The sequence below is a fragment of the Clostridium sp. DL-VIII genome, assembly GCF_000230835.1.
Classification (GTDB): domain Bacteria; phylum Bacillota; class Clostridia; order Clostridiales; family Clostridiaceae; genus Clostridium.
The window spans coordinates 2,369,511-2,388,030 of record NZ_CM001240.1 but is presented as its reverse complement, the minus strand read 5'-3'; the positions used below and the strand labels follow the sequence as shown (position 1 = coordinate 2,388,030).

Annotated in this window: 20 protein-coding genes; all 20 read right to left on the bottom strand. The window is 29.0% G+C overall.

What is annotated here, in order from left to right:
- Positions 1–28: 28 nt before the first annotated feature.
- The 20 genes from CDLVIII_RS10910 to CDLVIII_RS10815 all read right to left on the bottom strand — a co-directional run bounded on the left by CDLVIII_RS10910 (position 29) and on the right by CDLVIII_RS10815 (position 18,290).
- Positions 29–973 (bottom strand): cobalamin biosynthesis protein, encoded by a 945-nt coding sequence (locus CDLVIII_RS10910; protein WP_009169511.1) that lies wholly within the window; start codon positions 971–973, stop codon positions 29–31.
- A 12-nt stretch (positions 974–985) separates the two neighbouring features.
- Entirely contained in the window at positions 986–1,594 is a 609-nt protein-coding gene (locus tag CDLVIII_RS10905; RefSeq protein WP_009169510.1) for a phosphoglycerate mutase family protein, read from the bottom strand.
- Positions 1,595–1,610: 16 nt separating this feature from the next.
- On the bottom strand, positions 1,611–1,985 hold the full coding sequence (locus CDLVIII_RS10900; protein WP_009169509.1) for a bifunctional adenosylcobinamide kinase/adenosylcobinamide-phosphate guanylyltransferase: 375 nt from the start codon (positions 1,983–1,985) through the stop codon (positions 1,611–1,613).
- A gap of 48 nt (positions 1,986–2,033) precedes the next feature.
- The gene (locus tag CDLVIII_RS10895) at positions 2,034–2,792 is read right to left on the bottom strand and encodes an adenosylcobinamide-GDP ribazoletransferase (protein ID WP_009169508.1); all 759 of its coding nucleotides are present in this window, start codon (positions 2,790–2,792) and stop codon (positions 2,034–2,036) included.
- On the bottom strand, positions 2,776–3,318 hold the full coding sequence (locus CDLVIII_RS10890; protein WP_009169507.1) for a bifunctional adenosylcobinamide kinase/adenosylcobinamide-phosphate guanylyltransferase: 543 nt from the start codon (positions 3,316–3,318) through the stop codon (positions 2,776–2,778). The genes CDLVIII_RS10895 and CDLVIII_RS10890 overlap by 17 nt, the downstream gene beginning before the upstream one ends.
- A gap of 7 nt (positions 3,319–3,325) precedes the next feature.
- Positions 3,326–3,856, bottom strand: coding sequence for a cob(I)yrinic acid a,c-diamide adenosyltransferase (locus tag CDLVIII_RS10885; protein ID WP_009169506.1), 531 nt, complete (start codon positions 3,854–3,856; stop codon positions 3,326–3,328).
- 14 nt (positions 3,857–3,870) lie between these two features.
- Entirely contained in the window at positions 3,871–4,962 is a 1,092-nt protein-coding gene (gene cobT, locus CDLVIII_RS10880) for a nicotinate-nucleotide--dimethylbenzimidazole phosphoribosyltransferase (protein WP_035301734.1), read from the bottom strand.
- Positions 4,963–4,993: 31 nt separating this feature from the next.
- Positions 4,994–5,956 (bottom strand): glycoside hydrolase family 73 protein, encoded by a 963-nt coding sequence (locus CDLVIII_RS10875; protein WP_009169504.1) that lies wholly within the window; start codon positions 5,954–5,956, stop codon positions 4,994–4,996.
- Positions 5,957–6,305: 349 nt separating this feature from the next.
- Positions 6,306–6,485 carry a transcriptional regulator gene (locus tag CDLVIII_RS10870; RefSeq protein WP_009169503.1) on the bottom strand — a complete coding sequence of 60 codons (180 nt, stop codon included), beginning with the start codon at positions 6,483–6,485 and terminating at the stop codon, positions 6,306–6,308.
- Positions 6,486–6,653: 168 nt separating this feature from the next.
- Positions 6,654–7,415, bottom strand: coding sequence for a cobalt-precorrin-6A reductase (locus CDLVIII_RS10865; RefSeq protein WP_009169502.1), 762 nt, complete (start codon positions 7,413–7,415; stop codon positions 6,654–6,656).
- A gap of 40 nt (positions 7,416–7,455) precedes the next feature.
- Positions 7,456–8,025 carry a GNAT family protein gene (locus tag CDLVIII_RS10860; protein ID WP_009169501.1) on the bottom strand — a complete coding sequence of 190 codons (570 nt, stop codon included), beginning with the start codon at positions 8,023–8,025 and terminating at the stop codon, positions 7,456–7,458.
- 28 nt (positions 8,026–8,053) lie between these two features.
- Complete coding sequence (gene cobJ / locus CDLVIII_RS10855; protein WP_009169500.1) at positions 8,054–8,788, bottom strand: precorrin-3B C(17)-methyltransferase; 735 nt, start codon at positions 8,786–8,788, stop codon at positions 8,054–8,056.
- Between the two features lie 279 nt (positions 8,789–9,067).
- Positions 9,068–11,458, bottom strand: coding sequence for an endopeptidase La (gene lon, locus CDLVIII_RS10850; protein WP_009169499.1), 2,391 nt, complete (start codon positions 11,456–11,458; stop codon positions 9,068–9,070).
- A gap of 119 nt (positions 11,459–11,577) precedes the next feature.
- Positions 11,578–12,144: a TetR/AcrR family transcriptional regulator gene (locus tag CDLVIII_RS10845; RefSeq protein WP_009169498.1), complete on the bottom strand. Its 567-nt coding sequence runs from the start codon at positions 12,142–12,144 to the stop codon at positions 11,578–11,580.
- A 142-nt stretch (positions 12,145–12,286) separates the two neighbouring features.
- Positions 12,287–12,658, bottom strand: a complete 372-nt coding sequence (locus tag CDLVIII_RS10840; protein WP_009169497.1) for a four-helix bundle copper-binding protein — start codon at positions 12,656–12,658, stop codon at positions 12,287–12,289.
- Between the two features lie 140 nt (positions 12,659–12,798).
- Complete coding sequence (locus tag CDLVIII_RS10835) at positions 12,799–14,061, bottom strand: S8 family peptidase (protein WP_009169496.1); 1,263 nt, start codon at positions 14,059–14,061, stop codon at positions 12,799–12,801.
- A gap of 246 nt (positions 14,062–14,307) precedes the next feature.
- Entirely contained in the window at positions 14,308–14,685 is a 378-nt protein-coding gene (locus CDLVIII_RS10830) for a hypothetical protein (protein WP_009169495.1), read from the bottom strand.
- Positions 14,686–15,007: 322 nt separating this feature from the next.
- On the bottom strand, positions 15,008–15,538 hold the full coding sequence (locus tag CDLVIII_RS10825; RefSeq protein WP_009169494.1) for a hypothetical protein: 531 nt from the start codon (positions 15,536–15,538) through the stop codon (positions 15,008–15,010).
- Positions 15,539–15,579: 41 nt separating this feature from the next.
- On the bottom strand, positions 15,580–16,581 hold the full coding sequence (locus CDLVIII_RS10820; RefSeq protein ID WP_009169493.1) for an acyltransferase: 1,002 nt from the start codon (positions 16,579–16,581) through the stop codon (positions 15,580–15,582).
- Positions 16,582–16,814: 233 nt separating this feature from the next.
- Complete coding sequence (locus CDLVIII_RS10815; protein ID WP_009169492.1) at positions 16,815–18,290, bottom strand: methyl-accepting chemotaxis protein; 1,476 nt, start codon at positions 18,288–18,290, stop codon at positions 16,815–16,817.
- Positions 18,291–18,520: the final 230 nt, after the last annotated feature.

Sequence of the window (18,520 nt, the reverse complement as noted above, 5' to 3'; positions counted from 1 at the left end):
TACATTACTAATTTTACTTATTTGCAACTTAATATATTTTTATTATCACTCTAATTAACAATATAAGAACAAAACATATAAAAGAAGATAAATACAATACTTTAGATGTTTTACTCACATGATCAATATTTATTTCCTTAATTTTATCTCCTATTGTAGGCTTTTCTACAAGTTTTCCAAAGTAGTAATTAGCCCCTCCAAGCTGAACTCCCAAAGCTCCTGCCATTGCTGCCTCCGGATGTGCACTATTTGGACTTGTGTGATTATACCTATCTCTTTTAAAGATCCTATAGCTATTTTTATAATCATATCTTAATATTGCAGCTGACATCACAATTAATATTCCTGTTATTCTAGCCGGAATATAATTAAAAATATCATCTAATTTTGCTGGAAAGTATCCAAATTCCATATATTCATCATTCTTATAACCAAACATTGAATCCATAGTATTTACTGCTTTATAGGCAAAAGCTAAAGGTGCTCCAAAGATTCCTGCATAAAATAAAGGTGCTATTACTCCATCTGCCATATTTTCTGCTATAGTTTCTACAACTGCTCTTATTATACCTTCTTTATCCAAACTTCCAGTATCGCGTCCAACAATAAAGGAAAGCTGCTTTCGTGCACCAACTATATCATCCTTTAATAAAAATTTAATGACTTTATATCCTTCAACTACTAAAGCCTTTGAGGATATGCAGAAGTATATTAAAATTCCTTCTATTATAATTCCAAAATAAATATTAAATTTTTTAGAAATAACACTAATTTCCAAAGTAACTGCAAAGGTAATTGCAATTGTTAAAATCCAAGTTATAAGACCAGCAAGTTTTAATTGCTTTTTTAAAATTTTTCTAAATATCATTTCTAATCTTTTAGTAAGATACCCAATTCCCCTTACAGGGTGAAGTGGATTATTAGGGTCTCCAATTATTAAATCTAGCAAAAACCCTATTGAAAGTTCAATCATATATGCCTCCTCTTAAATATGCCTAACCTCATCTATTGTAAATCTTTCATTATCATCATCCATATAAATGATCATCTTATATCCCTCACCATTCTTAGGCTGCCATTCGTAAAATTTCTTATTATCATCATACAGCATTTCTAGTATCATTCCTATACTTCCACCATGAATTACTCCTAGTGCTGAATGTATCTCCTCTTTAGCTAAATATTTTACAAGGCTTATAAATGCTTCTTTTATTCTTTTTTTAAACTCTCCCCTGCTTTCTCCATTTGGACATTTAATAATTTCTTCCTCATCCTCTATCCAGCTTGTATATTCTTTTAGTAATTTCAACTCTTCATATCCTTTTAACTCAAAATCTCCAAAATCATATTCAAAAAAGTGTTCTAATATATTATATTTTTTTTCAGGACAAATAATCTCTAGAGTTTGATTTGCCCTTTTAGCTCCACTTGTAAAGTAAAAGTCACACTCTGGATATCTAACGTTTTTTAAACTTTCCTTTAAATCCTTAATACCATTTTCACTTAGATCAACATCACTTTTTCCACAATATAATTGTTTTTCATTACAATAGGTTTTTCCATGTCTAATTAAATATAATTCTATTTTTTTCATATATCATCCTTACCAATTACTTAATTTTTTCTTCAATTCCAAAAAATATTCTGTATACTTCTGAAGAATTTTTACTTAAAACCTGTAATATACGTCCTGTTGCTTCTCTCCATTCTCTATCTAACTTTTCCATTGGAACTATCCCTGAATTTATTTCGTCACAGATTATTATCTTGCCCTGTAATAACTTCATATTATTCTTTAGCTGTTCCAAAGGATCTAATTTCTTTAAAATACATGCCCTTGTAAGCATATGCAGACCACATATAACTTTTTTTTCAAATTCTAAATTCTCATCTTCGCAAAAAAATATTTCTTCATTACTTATGTCATATTTCTCTTTCACAAATTCAAGCTTCCCATTATAGGATCCGCCAAAGACTAAGATCATTATTTGCCACCTCAAAACTCAAAATATATAATCTATTACCATATATATTTATAATATTATTGCTAAAGCCAGTATTCCTGTAACTTCTCCTATAACAAGGGCAAACCCTGCAACATCACCTGATATTCCTCCAAATTCTTTTTTACATTTTTCAACTGCCCATGTAACTCCAAGGATTATTAATAATTCTAATATAATGCCCTCATATTTCAAGAAAGCAAATGCTGCTACAAGCATCACTAACAATGCTATAACCATAATAATTCTATCTGTAATATTAGTTCCTTTTTTAAAATATGTTCCTAGGGTACTTTCTTTTATAGTAGTTCTGCTTAATAAAAAATACGCTGTAGTAGACCTGCTTACTATTGGAATCAAGATCAGTATATAAAAATGAATGTTTTTCTCTACAATAGAATATATGCCACCAAATTGCAGAAAAAATAAAATTAATAAAGATATTACTGCAAATGCACCAATCTTTGAATCCTTCAATATTCTAAGTTTTTCTTCTTTATCTCTCCTTGACAAAATTGCATCGCAAACATCCATAAATCCATCTAAATGCAGCATTCCTGTTATTACAAATGGTACTATCATGATTATTGTACTTTTTAATACTACTGAAACCTTCAAAATATTAATTAAATAATATACAACGCTCCATATTCCTCCAACAATTGCTCCAATTATGGGATAAAACTTCATCATATTTTTAACTCCCTCGTCATCCCATTCAACATATGGTGTTGGAAGTACAGTAAACATACTTAATGCCATAATGAATCCTTTATAAAGTTTTTTCATTGATTTTCTCCCTATGATATTTAATATTTCCAAAGCTGCATTCTATAACATTATCACAAATCTTTACTAACTCTCTATTTATTAAAGCTAGTTCTTTTTTAAAGCCTTCAGTTATTTCATCATAATTTATTGCATCGCTAAAAATATAATCACTTATGATAATAGTATTTTTGCTTCCTGCTATTATTTTATTTAATCCTTTTAATATATTAACTGACACATTCGTTATTATTTCATTTTCAAAAAACATTTCATTAGTTAAAAGAGATGTAATGCTGTCAATTAGCACCGTATCCTTAGAATCAATATTGTCTATTATTTCATGCAGATCTCTTTCTTTTTCCAGCGTCATAAAATTTAAGCCTTTTCTGTTTTCTATATGTGCATGTATTCTTTTCTCATCTTCTTTATCATAAGGCTTCATGGTAGCAACATATACTACCTTATCCTTATTTAAACTTAGAGCTATCCTTTCTCCAAATTCTGACTTGCCGCTTTTCGATCCACCAATTATTAAATAATTCATACTCTTATTACTTCTCTATACCAATTCTTGAAGCTATTCCTTTTTCATAAGGATGTTTTATAGCCTTTACTTCCGAAACATAATCTGCAAGCTCAATTAATTTTTCATTTGGATTTCTACCTGTTAATACAACTTCTAATCCTTCAGGTTTATTTTCTAGAAAACTTACTACTTCCTCTAGAGAAACTAAATCTAAATTAGTCGAAGCTATTATTTCATCTAATATCAGTAAATCAATTTTTTCATCAATAGCTTTTTTAGTAACTTCTTTAAATCTATTTTCATGTTCATTTTTAGTTGCGATTTGCTCCTCTTCTGTCATGAATTTAAAGAACTTTTTAACTGGTGCTCCTTTAAATACTTTAAAGTTTTCACCAATCTTTTCAATTGAAATCAGTTCACCTGTATCATTATCCTTTAAAAATTGAGTTAATAGTACCTTTTTATTTCTTCCAGCTGCTCTCATTCCAAGGCCCATAGCTGCTGTAGTCTTACCCTTTCCATCACCACAATAAATGTGAATCAATCCCAATTCCATATTATTCATCCTTTCTATTTTTTCATTGCTTTAAGTTCATCTAAATAGCTGTCATCAATTTCAGCTTCTTCAAAGGTTGCCATATTATTCATTACTGCACATGCAGAATCAAGTATAGAAAATGCTAACGGACAGCCGCTGCCTTCACCAAGTCCCATATCTAAATTTAATATTGGACTTAAACCAAGTTCTTTCATTGCTGCTTTAAATCCCAACTCTTTGGAATCATGTGAAGTAAACATATATTCTTTTACTTTATGATTTAACCTAAAAGCTACAAGAGCTGCAACCGCTGATATAAATCCATCTATTACAACGGGAATTTTATAATAAGCAGCACCTAAAAATACCCCAGCCATAGCTGCTATATCAAAACCTCCAACTTTAGAAACCACATCTATTGGATCTTCTTTTATGGGATTGTTTATTTCTATAGCAATCTTTATAACTTCTTTCTTTTTCTCGAAAGCCTCATCTGTAATTCCAGCTCCTCTTCCAACAACCTCTTCCACATTGATATTAGTTAATGATGAAAGTACTGCACTGCTTGTTGATGTATTACCTATTCCCATTTCTCCAACACCAAGTATTTCATACCCTGAGTTTTTCGCATTCTTTACGCATTCAATTCCAATTAAAATTGCTTTTACAGCTTCATTATAGCTCATGGCAGGTCCCTTAGACATATTATATGTCGATTTCCTTATCTTTTTGTTTATTACCTTTGGATGCTCAAAATCACAATTTATTCCCACATCCACAACCATAAGTTCTGTATTATTTGCTTTTGCAAGTACTGCAACCCCTGTTAATCCTTTTGTAAAATTAATTGTTTGAGCCAATGTTACAGATTGAGGTGATGATGCAACTCCCTCTTCAACCACACCATTATCTGAGCACATTATTATAATTGCCCTTTTATTTATATTATTTTTTATTTTGCCTGTGATTCCAGCTAGTTTTATTGACATTTCTTCCAATTTTCCTAAACTTTTTAGCGGTTTTGCAAGGGAGGTCATTCTTTTATCTGCCTCTATTATTATTTCTTTATTAACATCTTTTATTTCATTTATAATACTATTTAATTGTTCTAAATTATACTCCATCATAATTATCCCCTTTTTCGTAAAAAACTTATTAGTTTTTATTAAAATATTTCATCTCGCATTCATAATCTAAAAGCTGAAGATTTTGTTCTTGAATAATTCCAATTAATAACTCTGCATAAATATCTTCACCTTTGTCATTTTGTACAGTACTATAACCTGCATTTTCTATTGCCTTTGCTTGCTTTAAATACTGAGTGGCTTCAAAGACCCCACTTTGTTTATATCTTTTATTATTATTAAGAAATTCTCCATAGTCCTTCATTGAATCTTCATGACTATCATAAGCACGAAAATCATCAACAATTTTTTTATTATAGTATTCTGAAGTATTCATTTTAACCTTTTTCCCTTTCCAGCTAGGGTCTGCTTTTATTCCAAATAAATTGTTACTTTTTGCACTAAGCTCTGATTTTCCCCATCCACTTTCCAATATTGCCTGAGAAATTGATATTGAAGGAAGTACTCCATATTTATCATATATTTCTGATGCCTGAGGATATAATTCCTGAATAAAATCCTGCTTCGAAGAATCATTTAACGTATTTTTTTGAGTTCCTGTATATTTCAGATTTTCTATGTAATGCTGTACCTTTTCCTTTTCTGTTTCATTTAATGATAACTTACTTAATACTTCATCCAGCTCAACTAATCTATACTCATTATTTTTAATTTTAGAGCTTGTACTATTTTTTTCTATAAACATATTTGCGAGATCATTTAAACTTTCATCTGTAATCTTAGAAAAATCATTTTTATATCTAACACCATCAATTGCCGCCATATACTGCCAGTTAACCTGAAGTTTATCTGCACTAGCACCATCTGCAGCTTGTATGTACCTTTTTGTATCTAGTCCATCCAAATTAATATCCCTATATTTTTCATTATATCCTTCATATAATCGCAGTCCAATAATTCCTGTAAACATAATAAAAATTATTAGCAATACTTCTCTGCTTTTCTTCTTAAAATTATTCCTTTTTTTCCCCATGTTATTAAGTAACTCCCTTATATACTACATATCTTTTTTATTATAACTTATAAAGACTAATTAATATAAACTTATAGTTTTATTTACATATTAAATATATCAAAAAATGAAAAACTATGCTATTTTTTAACTAAACTTTAAAGCCTATATATTATAAACATACTATTAATTAAGCTACATAATCCATAGAAACTTCTACCTAATAACTTTATAAATTCTTTAAAATAAAAAGTGAAAAACCATAAATCAAGGAGAAAATTACAAGATAAATTCTAACAATCTAATCTCTAACTTTCATACTCAATTTACGACTTTTCACTTTAAACTTATAAATTACCTAATCATATTTCTAATTTGCTGGTTCCCATTTACAACGTACTGGTGATACAATGGCACTTTCTTTTTTTAATTCTTTAAATGCATTATCAATCTCTTTACGATCTAAGCCAGATAATTTTTCAACCTCACCGGCACTTACAGGTTTCCCTGCTTCTTTCATAACTTCTAATACCTTTTCCTTAACGCTCATTAAATCCAACTCCCTTTATCAATCAAATTGTTTTTCTCTATTATAATACATTAATATTTTTTAATCAATAATTATTATCCATTAAAATCCATTGCTTAAAATTGTCATATAAATCTTCATAATTTTTACACCTCAGCTTGTAAAAATAAGTTTATATAAAACTATTTATTAAATTACCTTTACTAAATAGTTAATCAATTCCTCTTCATCTTTAAAGATCAATTCTCCTGTAAACTTTGGTTTCTCAATCACGATTAACTTAATATGAGCGTTCTTAGCAGCCTTATATTTTTCTAATACTCCGCCTTCAATTCCACTATCCTTCGTTAATATTGCTTTAACTTTATACTGCTCAATAAATCCATTTTCAAGCTCATACGATATTGGTCCCTGCATTGCAATAATATCTTTTATACTTATTCCAGCTTCTACTATTTTATTTAAAACTTTAGGTGATGGTAAAATTCTATGTATAATCCTATAGTTAAAATCTAAATCCAAAAATTTAACAACATTATTTCCGCCTGTTGTATTTAAAACATTCCCATTTATTTTTTTTATTATTTCAATAGCTTCATCATAACCATTAACTCTTATTATATCTTCATCAGTTATGTTTTCTAGGGCACCTTCTCTTTCGTACCTTATGAATTTAATATTAAGCTCTTTTGTACATTGTAAGGCCGTTTTTGTTACTTCCTGGGCATATGGATGTGAAGCATCTACTAAAACTTGAATTTCATTTACCTTAATCCAGCTTAACATTTCTTCCTTATTTAGTGGCTTTGTATTTAAAACTTTTATATCGAATTCCTTAAGAAGCTCTCCACCATATGTTGTTGCCGTAGAAACCGCAATATTATTTGTATATTTATTTATTAATTCTAAAATCTTTCTTCCTTCAGATGTTCCTAATATAAATCCAATCATATGTCCTCCATTTCTATTTCATCTAAATATTTTGATTCTATTATAACTTATCTTGTATAACTTCCCATTCTTCTTTTAATATTCCATAGCTGATAGAATCATAATATTGATTGTTAACAATTCTTGCTTTCCTATATACTGCTTCTTTTTTTAACTGAAGCTTTTCTGCAAGCTTCATCATTCTTGTATTTCCGGACCAAGTTGATAATCCAATTCTAATAAGTCCCGGATTCTCATCAAATATTTCATTAATCCACATTTTTAAAGCTAAATGGCCTATCCCTTTTCCCCAATAATTTTCATTAAAAATAACAATTCCAACTTCCATCCACAAGGTTTCTATTGACTTCCAATACCAATTCACTTGTCCAATTATCTCATCAGTATCCTTGTTTGATATAATCTTTTTATTTTGAAGAACATTTTTTTCTCCATTTAATAAACGAACTCTATATTCTTCTATATCTCGTTTTAATTCTTTTTCTGTGCTTTGTGCATAATAAGGCCCATTATATTTACGGAATTCACGCGAAGGAAGATTCCAATATAAATAGTTCTCTAAATCCTTTATTTCTAATTCTCGTAAATATAAATTTATTAAATTACTCATTTATTCTCCCTACCTTTTGATTTATATATTATATAGACTTTTCTTTTTTATTTTCATAGCCTCTTGGTGTTATAAATTTCTCATCTTTATAATAACTCTTTGAATTTCCTACTATCACTATTGACATCATATCTACTACTTCAGGATCAAAATCTCCAATTGTAAATAATTTATAGCTTTGGCCTTCCCTAAGGGCATGCCTTACTACTGCTACAGGTGTTGAAGCTTTTCTAAATTCTCTTATAATATTTATACATTCTTTTAAGTAATCTGGTCTTCCTTTACTTTTAGGATTATATAGAGATATTATAAAATCACCTTCTGCTGCAAGTTTTACTCTCTTCTTTATATCCTCATAAGGTGTCATAAGATCACTTAAACTAATATTACAATTATCATGCATAAGAGGTGCTCCAATTACAGAACCTGCTGCACTGCTTGCAGTGATTCCTGGAATTATTTCCACCTCTTCATTTTCTCTAAGTTCAAGTATAAGTCCAGCCATACCATAGATTCCTGCATCCCCAGTACTAATTAATGCTACTTCTTTATCCTTACATAGATTTAGAGCCTCTTTGCACCTAGCTTCTTCTCCTTTCATTCCTGTCGAATATAATTCCTTATCTTTAACTAAATCCTTTATCATATCTATATATTTATTGTAACCTACAATAACATTACTTTCTTCTATTGCTTTTAAAGCTCTAAGGCTCATATTTTCAATACTTCCTGGTCCTATACCTATTACTCTTAATTTTCCCATAGATCTTATCAACCTCTTTCGTTTTATTTTTTATATTTCGAATAATCTTAAATTAGTCGTTCTAATTAACCAATAACTGTTATTATATAATTATTTTATATTATAACATTACTATATAATTATTATATATTCAAACTTAAAAGTTATAAAAATTTTATACATTGTTTTAAAAGTTTCTATTATCAATTAATTTCCATAATATAAATCACAACATATATTTTAAGTTCTTATTAAATTGCAGAAAAAAAGGAGTACCTTTTAGATACTCCTCATTTATAACTAAATTTGATTTACATTAAATGCTTCTTGAACAAAACTAGCTTGATTGAAAATATGTTCAACTTTAGGTAATGCTATTCCTAATGTCTCTTTAAGAACTTCCTCTACAGTTTTAACTGGTATAATGTTTAGTTGTTCTCTTACTTCACTTGGAACTTCTTTTAAATCAACCTCATTGTCCTTTGGAATTAACACCTTTGTTATTCCAGCTCTTTGAGCTGCTAATAGCTTTTCCTTAAGTCCTCCTATTGGAAGTACAGCACCCCTTAAAGTAACTTCTCCTGTCATTGCAAGCTTTGAATCTACTTTTATTCCTGTAACAAGTGATGCTAGAGCTGTGAATAATGTTATTCCAGCGGATGGTCCATCCTTTGGAACAGCTCCTGATGGAACATGGATATGAATATCCCTCTCCTTAAAATTCACTGCATTCATTGGCAATCTTGACTTTAGTAAACTCAAGGAGATTTTTGCTGATTCCTTCATAACATCTCCTAATTGACCTGTTAAAGTAACTTGTCCATTTCCTAACATATCAGTTGCTTCAATAAATAAGATTTCTCCTCCCACAGGTGTCCAAGCAAGTCCTGTAACAACTCCTGGTGAATTATCACTTTGAGCTTTATCATGACTTGACACTCTTCTTCCAAGTAAATCCTCTAATTTATCCATTGTAACCTTAAATGGTAATTCAACTTTATTAGATACGATTTTTTCTGATGCAATTCTGGCAAGTGTGGCTAATTGCTTTTTAAGACCTCTCACACCAGCCTCTAATGTATATTCACTTATTACTTTTCTAAGAGCTTCATCTTCTATAACAAACTGTGTAGAATTTAAACCATGCTCTTCAAGAACCGCTGATATTAAGTAGTTTTTACCAATATGGAATTTTTCATTCATAGTGTAACTTGATATCTCAATTATTTCCATTCTGTCTAATAATGGTCTAGGAATTGTATCTAATGAGTTAGCTGTAGCTATAAAAAATACATTTGACAAATCATAAGGTAAATTTAAATAATGATCAGTAAAAGTATCATTTTGCTCTGGATCTAATACTTCTAATAGTGCACTTGCAGGGTCACCATTATAGCCTGTCATAAGTTTATCTATCTCATCTAGAACCATAACTGGATTCATTTCTTCAGCTTTCTTTATGCTTTGAATGATTCTACCTGGCATTGCTCCTACATAAGTTCTCCTGTGACCTCTTATTTCTGCTTCATCACGCACACCACCAAGACTTATTCTTACATATTTTCTTCCAAGAGCTTCAGCAATACTCTTACCTAAGCTGGTTTTTCCTGTTCCAGGAGGTCCAACTAATAGCAATATAGAACCTTTTTTATCCTTTTTAAGCTGCATTACTGCTAAATGTTGAAGTATTCTATCTTTTACTTTTTCAAGACCATAATGCTGTTCATCTAAAATGCGTCTTGCTTCATTTAAATCAACGGCCTTATCTCCATTATCTTTCCAAGGAAGCGAAACCAACAGATCTAAATAATTGCGTATTACATTATACTCTGAACTGTTTGGACCTTGACTTTCTAACTTGTCTAATTCCTCTAATGCAGCCTCTTTTATTTCATCTGGCATCTGAGCTTCTTCAATTCTCTTTAAATAATCTTTATCTTTCTTTGAACTATCACTTTTTCCTTCATTTAATTCCTTTTGAATAGCTCTTAACTGTTCTCTCAATACTGATTCTCTATAATTTTTATTAGCCTTATCAGTAAATTTCTGTGCCAATTCAAATTGTAATTTTAAGGATTCTTTTTGCTTTAATAAATGATCTATAAACTTTAATCCTCTATCCTTTAATGATCTTGTTTCAACTAAATCATATTTTTCTTCATTTGAAAGCGGCATATAAGTAGTTAAATATCCAATAAGCTTATTTAAATCTTTATAGCCTTTAATGCTTACCATAAAGCTTTCCGAACCTTTAAAGTTCTCACTTATTTCACGGGTAACTCTTTTAATGTAACTTATCATCTCTTCTTGATCTTTTTCTGTAATATCAATAACATCTGGTGCTAGCTCGAAGTCTACATTAATTGCATCTTCTTCAAAGATTATTTTTTTTACTTCAACTCTATCTAATACCTTCACTTTAATTTCATAGCCATCTTCTGTTTCATATGTTTCATTTATTTGAAATGAAATACCTACCCGATAAAAATCTTCTTCTTTTAAATTATTCTGATTAAAATTCTGCTTTAAAATCAATGCAACTTTAACTCTATCATCATTAGATAAAACCTCGATTTCGCTTTTACTAAATCTATTTAATCTTAAAGTATCTATCATCCCTGGTAATAAAACAGCACTTGTTGCTACTGGAACTCCAAGTCCTTGATTATATTTTTCTTCTAAATTCATCATATTTATCATCCTTCCTTTAGTTTATTAATAAACGAGCATTCGTTTAAACTTTAGTCTAGTAATAGCGAGATATTTCTGTAATTATACTTTAACAAAATTCTCTCGCCTAGTTTCTGTCACTATTTTATTAATAAAGCATCTTCTATAATCTCAATAAGCTCATCTAATAATTCTGTTTTTTCATCTTCGTCAATGCACGAATTTATTGCAATTGATTTTATCGGGTAAAAAAGTATAGCCATCAGATTATCATTTCTGAAGTTTTTAAAAATCCCTTGTCTTTTCATTGTATCTAAGAAATCATTAAAAATTCTAATGCCTGCTCTTGAGGAACATTGATTAGATAAAGCTGGGCAGCTTGCAAATTGATCTACAAAATGAAAAATTTCATTATTATCTCTAATATAAAGATAGTATTCTGTAACAAGTATTTCTATAAGTTCTTTTCCGCTAGTGAAATCATCAATTTTATCTAGCAGACACTCAAAAATGTCTTCTGAGTACTCCTTATATATATCCTGGAGCATAACCTCTTTATTTTCATAATATATATATACAGTTGCTGGTGATACTCCTGCTTCTCTTGCTATCTTTGAAATAGAAGTTCCATGAAATCCTTCCTTAAGTATTAGCTTAATAACTGCTTCTTTTATATTTCTTTGCTTTTCATCATCTTTCCTTCTCATTTGAACACCTCTATTGTTATATTTCTATAATAAACGAACGTTCTTTTATTGTCAAGAAATTTTTATACTTATAAAAATTAAAAACCGCTACTTATTAAAATAGCGATTCTTAATAAGTAGCGGTTTTTAATTTAATAATACTCTACATATTCAACATGCTTCTACATTCGCTAGCACATTGACGACATATATCTGCACATGTTTGACAATGATTATCACTAAATGTACTGCACTCTTTTGCACAGCTTTCACAAATTGCAGCACATACAGCGGATATTTCTCTTATGTGGCCACTTCCTCTTGACATAAAGCAAGCTGAAGTTGAACAAATTTCAGCGCAATCTTGAAGTGTTTTAATACAATACATTCTTTCTCTCACATTATCTTCTTGCAAGCATAAGTTTATACACTCCTCACAAATCTGTACACATTTGCTGCATGTATCAATACATGATTGCATTGGATTCCCTTCAGATATTAATGAATTTCTTGACTTAGTCATAGTTGCTTCCATATTTATTTCCTCCCTTATGATTTAACATTACAAAGTATATTTTCTTCTAATGGATTTGAAATATACTTAGGAAATTATAGAATATATGCACTACTAAATTTAAAAATATAGGAAGTTATTCTTATTGCAATGTTATATACTTACTTACTTTCCAGTTGTTTAACTTTCTTAATAGCATTATAAGCATCTATGAGGCCATATCCAGACTTCTGATCCTTTCCTTTAGTCATAATATCTTTAGCTGTACTATCTAAAATATTTTCTATCTGGCTTGGAGATAACTTTGGATCTTCTGCCTTAACCATAGCTGCAATACCACTTACTATTGGTGCTGCCATACTTGTTCCATCCCATGCCTCATATCCACCTGGAACTGTACTTAATATTTCTTCACCTGGTGCGGAAACTTCTATACAATTACCATAATCCGAAAAATCAGCAGTTTTATAGTTATAGTCCATTGCAGCTACTGCAAATGCACCATCACTAGCTGGGCTAGAGTTATCATCGCTTCCACCATCATTACCGGCAGCTGCTACCACAAATACTCCTTTGCTTTTAGCATAATTTATTGCCTCTTCAATTGCTTTACTCTTAGCATTAGTTCCAAAGCTCAAATTAATTATATCCGCACCATTATCTACCGCATATTTAATACCTTTAACAATATTAGTTACTTCTCCTTCTCCATCTTCGTCAAGTACTTTTACTGGAATTATTTTTACATTTAAAGTTCCAGTAATTCCTGATATACCTATGTCATTATTTGCACTTGCGGCAATTATTCCCGATACATGAGTTCCATGTCCATTATCATCCATTGTCTCAGAATCATTGTCTACAAAGTTATACCCTTTATCCTTTAACACTCTATCTTTTAAATCTGGATGTGTATAATCTACTCCAGTATCTAAAACAGCAACCTTCACTTCTCTTTTTTGCTTCATCAAAGTCCATGCTTTATCAGCTTCTGTATAACTTATATCCCACTCATACCTATATCCTGGATCATTCACTGCCTTATTATTATTTTCTGTTATTTCACCCAACTGAAAATCTCTTTTTACAGGAGTTTTTTGTATTGGCTTAATTATTTCTATGATTTTAGGTTCATCAATTACATTTATTCCTTTTATATCTTTAATCTTATCTAAAATATATTGTTCTAACTCGTTTGGCGATGTTTCACTATTTTCTCCATTAGGTTTTTTAACAATTATAATATTTCTTAATATAGTTCTAAGATCCTTTCCATCAGTATTCTTCATAGATTTTATAAAATCACTTAAACAACTTAGCTTACTATTATTTAGATTGCTTTTTTCATAGAAATTGATTGATATATAACCTAATGCTAATACTACTGATACTGCTGCTAATATTTTAATAAATTTCCTTGTCATAAAAACCTCCTATACTTATTAGTATTGGTTAACATTAAAATATATAGGTTCCACAAAAGCTAACTATTAATAATGCAACAAAATAATTATGTGTATTTTATTTAAGTTTCCTATTTTACAATTATCTCTTAATAATAAATTTTTAATCATTTTTTATTACATATTATAGTATATAAAAAAGCTGATATCTTGTAATGTGCAAAATATCAACCTTTAGCCAATTTTTTTATCTAAAATGCCTCATTATTATTTTGTATCATAAGGAAAATAATTAGGTACCTTAGATTGATATTCTCTAAGTTTAATAATCTTATTTCTTTCGCTGAATTCAATCCATGAAACACCATTAAAACCATCCAATTTTCCATCATATTCACATTCAAAATACCAATCACATATACTATACCTTTCATTATGAACAAACTCATTTATATTCCAAACTATTACTCTTCCATGTTTATACCATTCTGTAACCCACTTTTTAACTTGTCCAATTCCTTTATAGGCAGGCCCGTAGCACTCAATATACATTATATCTTCTTCAAATACCTTTTCTAAAACAGATTCATCTCTAATAACCCATGAATTAAAATATTCTTTTATAACTTCTTCTCGTTCTTTCACTTTAAATCATCTCCAATTATGAAACTACTTTACTGGATTTCGTGCAGCACAAGGAACACCAATCACACATTTACCACAAATATCTACAAGTCCCATATCCGAATGAAATTTATCATTATACAAGCACTTTCATAGCATTTATGTCTGTCAAAAAAACTATTGTCAGGACATTATTTACACATCTATCAACACACTTTTGCATACACCAGTATGTTTATTTAAGCAATTTTCTTTATCTTTTCTTTTAGTAGGTTCTATTATTATATCAGTTACGAGCCTTCCAATTCTTCCACATGTACTTCTAAATTATTTTGCTATTGTTTTATATAGTTACTTGAAAGCATAAAACTCCATTACTGAATCCTTTTATCTTATTTTCTTCTCTTAAAAGATATACTGGCTTATTTCCATACACAGGATATACATATTTTATTTCTATTTCATCTGCCTTTGTTGTATCACGAAGTTCTTTAAGTATAAATAATCCTTGAACAACTGGATTTTCTACTAAATGAATGGAATTTGTATCTCCTGTAGTATGGCTAAAATCCGAAATTTCTTTATTAGAAAAAGTATGCCATAAGACTCCCTGATTTTCTACTTCTTCTGATTTTCCTACTTCCTTCACCTCAGCATTCATCATTAGATATACTGTCAATTTTTCTATAAGTTCTTCTTTCTCATAACCTTCACACTCAATTATGCAAAGCTTCTTGCTATTTTTTATAATCTTATTTTTATAAGCTTCACTTTCTACTTCCGGTTTAAATCTTTGATATTTTACCTTTGCAATAAATGCACCTTCATAAAAGAAATCTTCTCCTGTTGCGAAAGCTTTAAATAAACTTATCATAGTATAATTCTCCTTAAAATGTCTTTTATTTATTTTTCATTTTAAAATAATAATTTCTTTACAAATGTATTCTCTATAATCTTATAGATCAGCATTGTTATAATAATCGTTAATACTGCTATTATAAATGATTCCACTACTGAATAATAGATCCCATAAACTTTAAAAATATACGATATATCTGTACAGAATATTGGCTCATGTAATAAAAATATATAAAATGAATACTTTCCTAAATATTGCAGTAACTTATTTTCCTTTATTCTTATGATCCAAAAATAATATGCAGCCACTGACATTGGCCATATTATAAATCGCTTTAATATTCCAGATAAGTTTTCTGAAGTATTTAATGTTAATATTAGAGTTACAATTATGTATACAACTATTATTAAAATGTCCCATCTTTTAAATTTGTTCTTTATATCATACTTACAAAAAATCAATCCCATATGGAAAAATAAATAATAATACACAAAATCGAATGGATGGCCAGCCAATAAATCACTATACCAAGATAAAGCATATTGGATTACTATTATTCCTAAAATAAATATTGTTCTAAACCATTCATTATTTATTATTTTATATATTATTGGGTAAGTTAATGATATCAATACATACATTGGAATATACCATAACTGATACGCAGCATTATAACCTATAAATATTTTAAAAAAGCTTTTGCTTAAACCAAATATATCTCCATATTCATTATTAGTAATAATACTTTTTATAAAAAATATAATACTAATTATTAGGAATGGTTTAAATACTTTTGCTATTCTGCTTTTAACAAATTTTTCATATGGTATATTCAAATCATTTAATGCATATTTATAGCCAGCTATAAATATGAAAATTGGTACGGCCCCATGAATAAGGTTATCCACTAGTCGTGTTACATAATCTGTTTCTTCAAAGTAAGTCATATGTAATACGCTTAAAAGATAATATGCTGTAGCATGGATAAGAACTACAAATATGATAGCAAGTCCACTAAAACTTTGCAGCTCTGGGATCCATTTTTTTGGTTCCTTCATAAACTTCCTCAATTCTTTTGATGATTTTAGTTCAAAATAAACTTTCTCTTTGTATTCTCTATTGAAAGTATACCACTTATAAGTCAAATAATTAATATATTAGGATTGAATTTAAAACTTCTCTATACTTCAAGAAAAGCAAAAAGCCTCTAAAATTTCATCCTAATTTTTAGAAGCTTTTACTACATCAAAATATTTCTTATTAAATTTATAAATCAAAAGTAATTTTTTTATTATTCATTTGAAATCTGCAATGAATTTAATTCATCACATATATTATCTATATCATTATAGCTACTAGTTATATTTGACACTCCATTATTAAGTTCATCAATGGCTGCAAAAATTTCTTCTATGGCTGCTGCTGTAGTTTCTACATCTTCACTTATGGTATTTACCGAATGTAATGCACTTGTTACTGATTCTTCTAATGCTGAAGATTGTGAGCTGACATTTTTTGAATGATCTAGTACATTCAAATTATTATTATATACATTAGCAAACAATTCCTTAACATCATTAGTACGTTTGCTACATAATTCAATAGATTTTTGTTCATTTAAAACTTGTTCACATACTGATTTTGTCTTACTTAATATATTATTTGATATTAGTTCTACCTGACTTGTAGAAAACTTAGAGTCCTCTGCGAGTTTTCTAACTTCGTCTGCAACAACCGCAAATCCTTTTCCATGTTCTCCAGCTCTTGCTGCCTCAATTGATGCATTAAGTGCTAGTAAATTTGTTTGCTCTGATATCTCATTTATTGTACTAATTATCTGCATTATTTTTGCATTTTCATCACTTAATTCATTTATCAATTTCACTGCATCCATAATATTGTCATTTACTTTATCCATTTCAGTAGTCAATATTGCAACTGTTTTATTACCTTTTTCTATAACCTCTCCTGTTGAAATAGATAACTGTGACATTAAATTAGTTGCATTTGTAACTTCTTTTACTTTTTCAACACCAAGGCTCATTGATGTTTTCATATCATCCATTATATTAACTTCCCTACTTGCTCTATCTGCGACTTCACTAGTTGAAGTTGTAATATCTTGTGTTATTTGAGCTGTTGAAGAAATTCCGTTTTTAATTTTAATATTAGCAGTAGTTAAAACTTTTATAGTATCGGATATTCTGCCTAATAAAGTCTCCGCTTTACCCTTTGCCTCTTCTATAATTTTATGATTTTGTTCCTGATCCCTATAAATAATTTTCGAAATAATAGCATTAACTGATAATATTGCTGTGCCCGCTAAAACATATAATATATAGAATGCCAGTTCAGTATAATCTACTGATACGAATAATGTAGTTCTATAATTAATAAATGCATATAATATAAAGCATACACTTGCTATTGCCTCTATAATCATAATTTTCAGATCTTGATATACACTTATCGCTATAAGACTATAATAAATAAGTATAAAATTAGCTAAATTGGGCTCAGACATAAACATTATGCAAATTACGATAATGTACATAGGTACAGAATAATACATACCTTGAATTATTAATTTCTTTTTCATCAAAATTAAGCCTATTAAAAGTAATGGAATTGACACCCCTAATAACATAAATATAGCTCTTGCTTCCACTTTTAACAAGACATCAAAAATTGTTCTTAATATTACTGAAAGAAAAAATCCTAAAAGTAATATCTTATTTTTTATTTCTATATTTTTTTTGTAATCCATTTATTTTCCCCCTTATATCTTCCCTATATAACTTGGACTAATCTAAAATATTCTCTTCTAACTTTAATAAATATTTCCCGCTATTTAATTATTATATCATATAATTCTCCATGTTTATCATTTTTTGTTACTAAATAGATCATTTTCAAGCATTTACGTAAACTTATTACACGCTTGCAATTGAATATTTAAATTAAATTATATTTATTATTACTTATTTTTTGATTCTA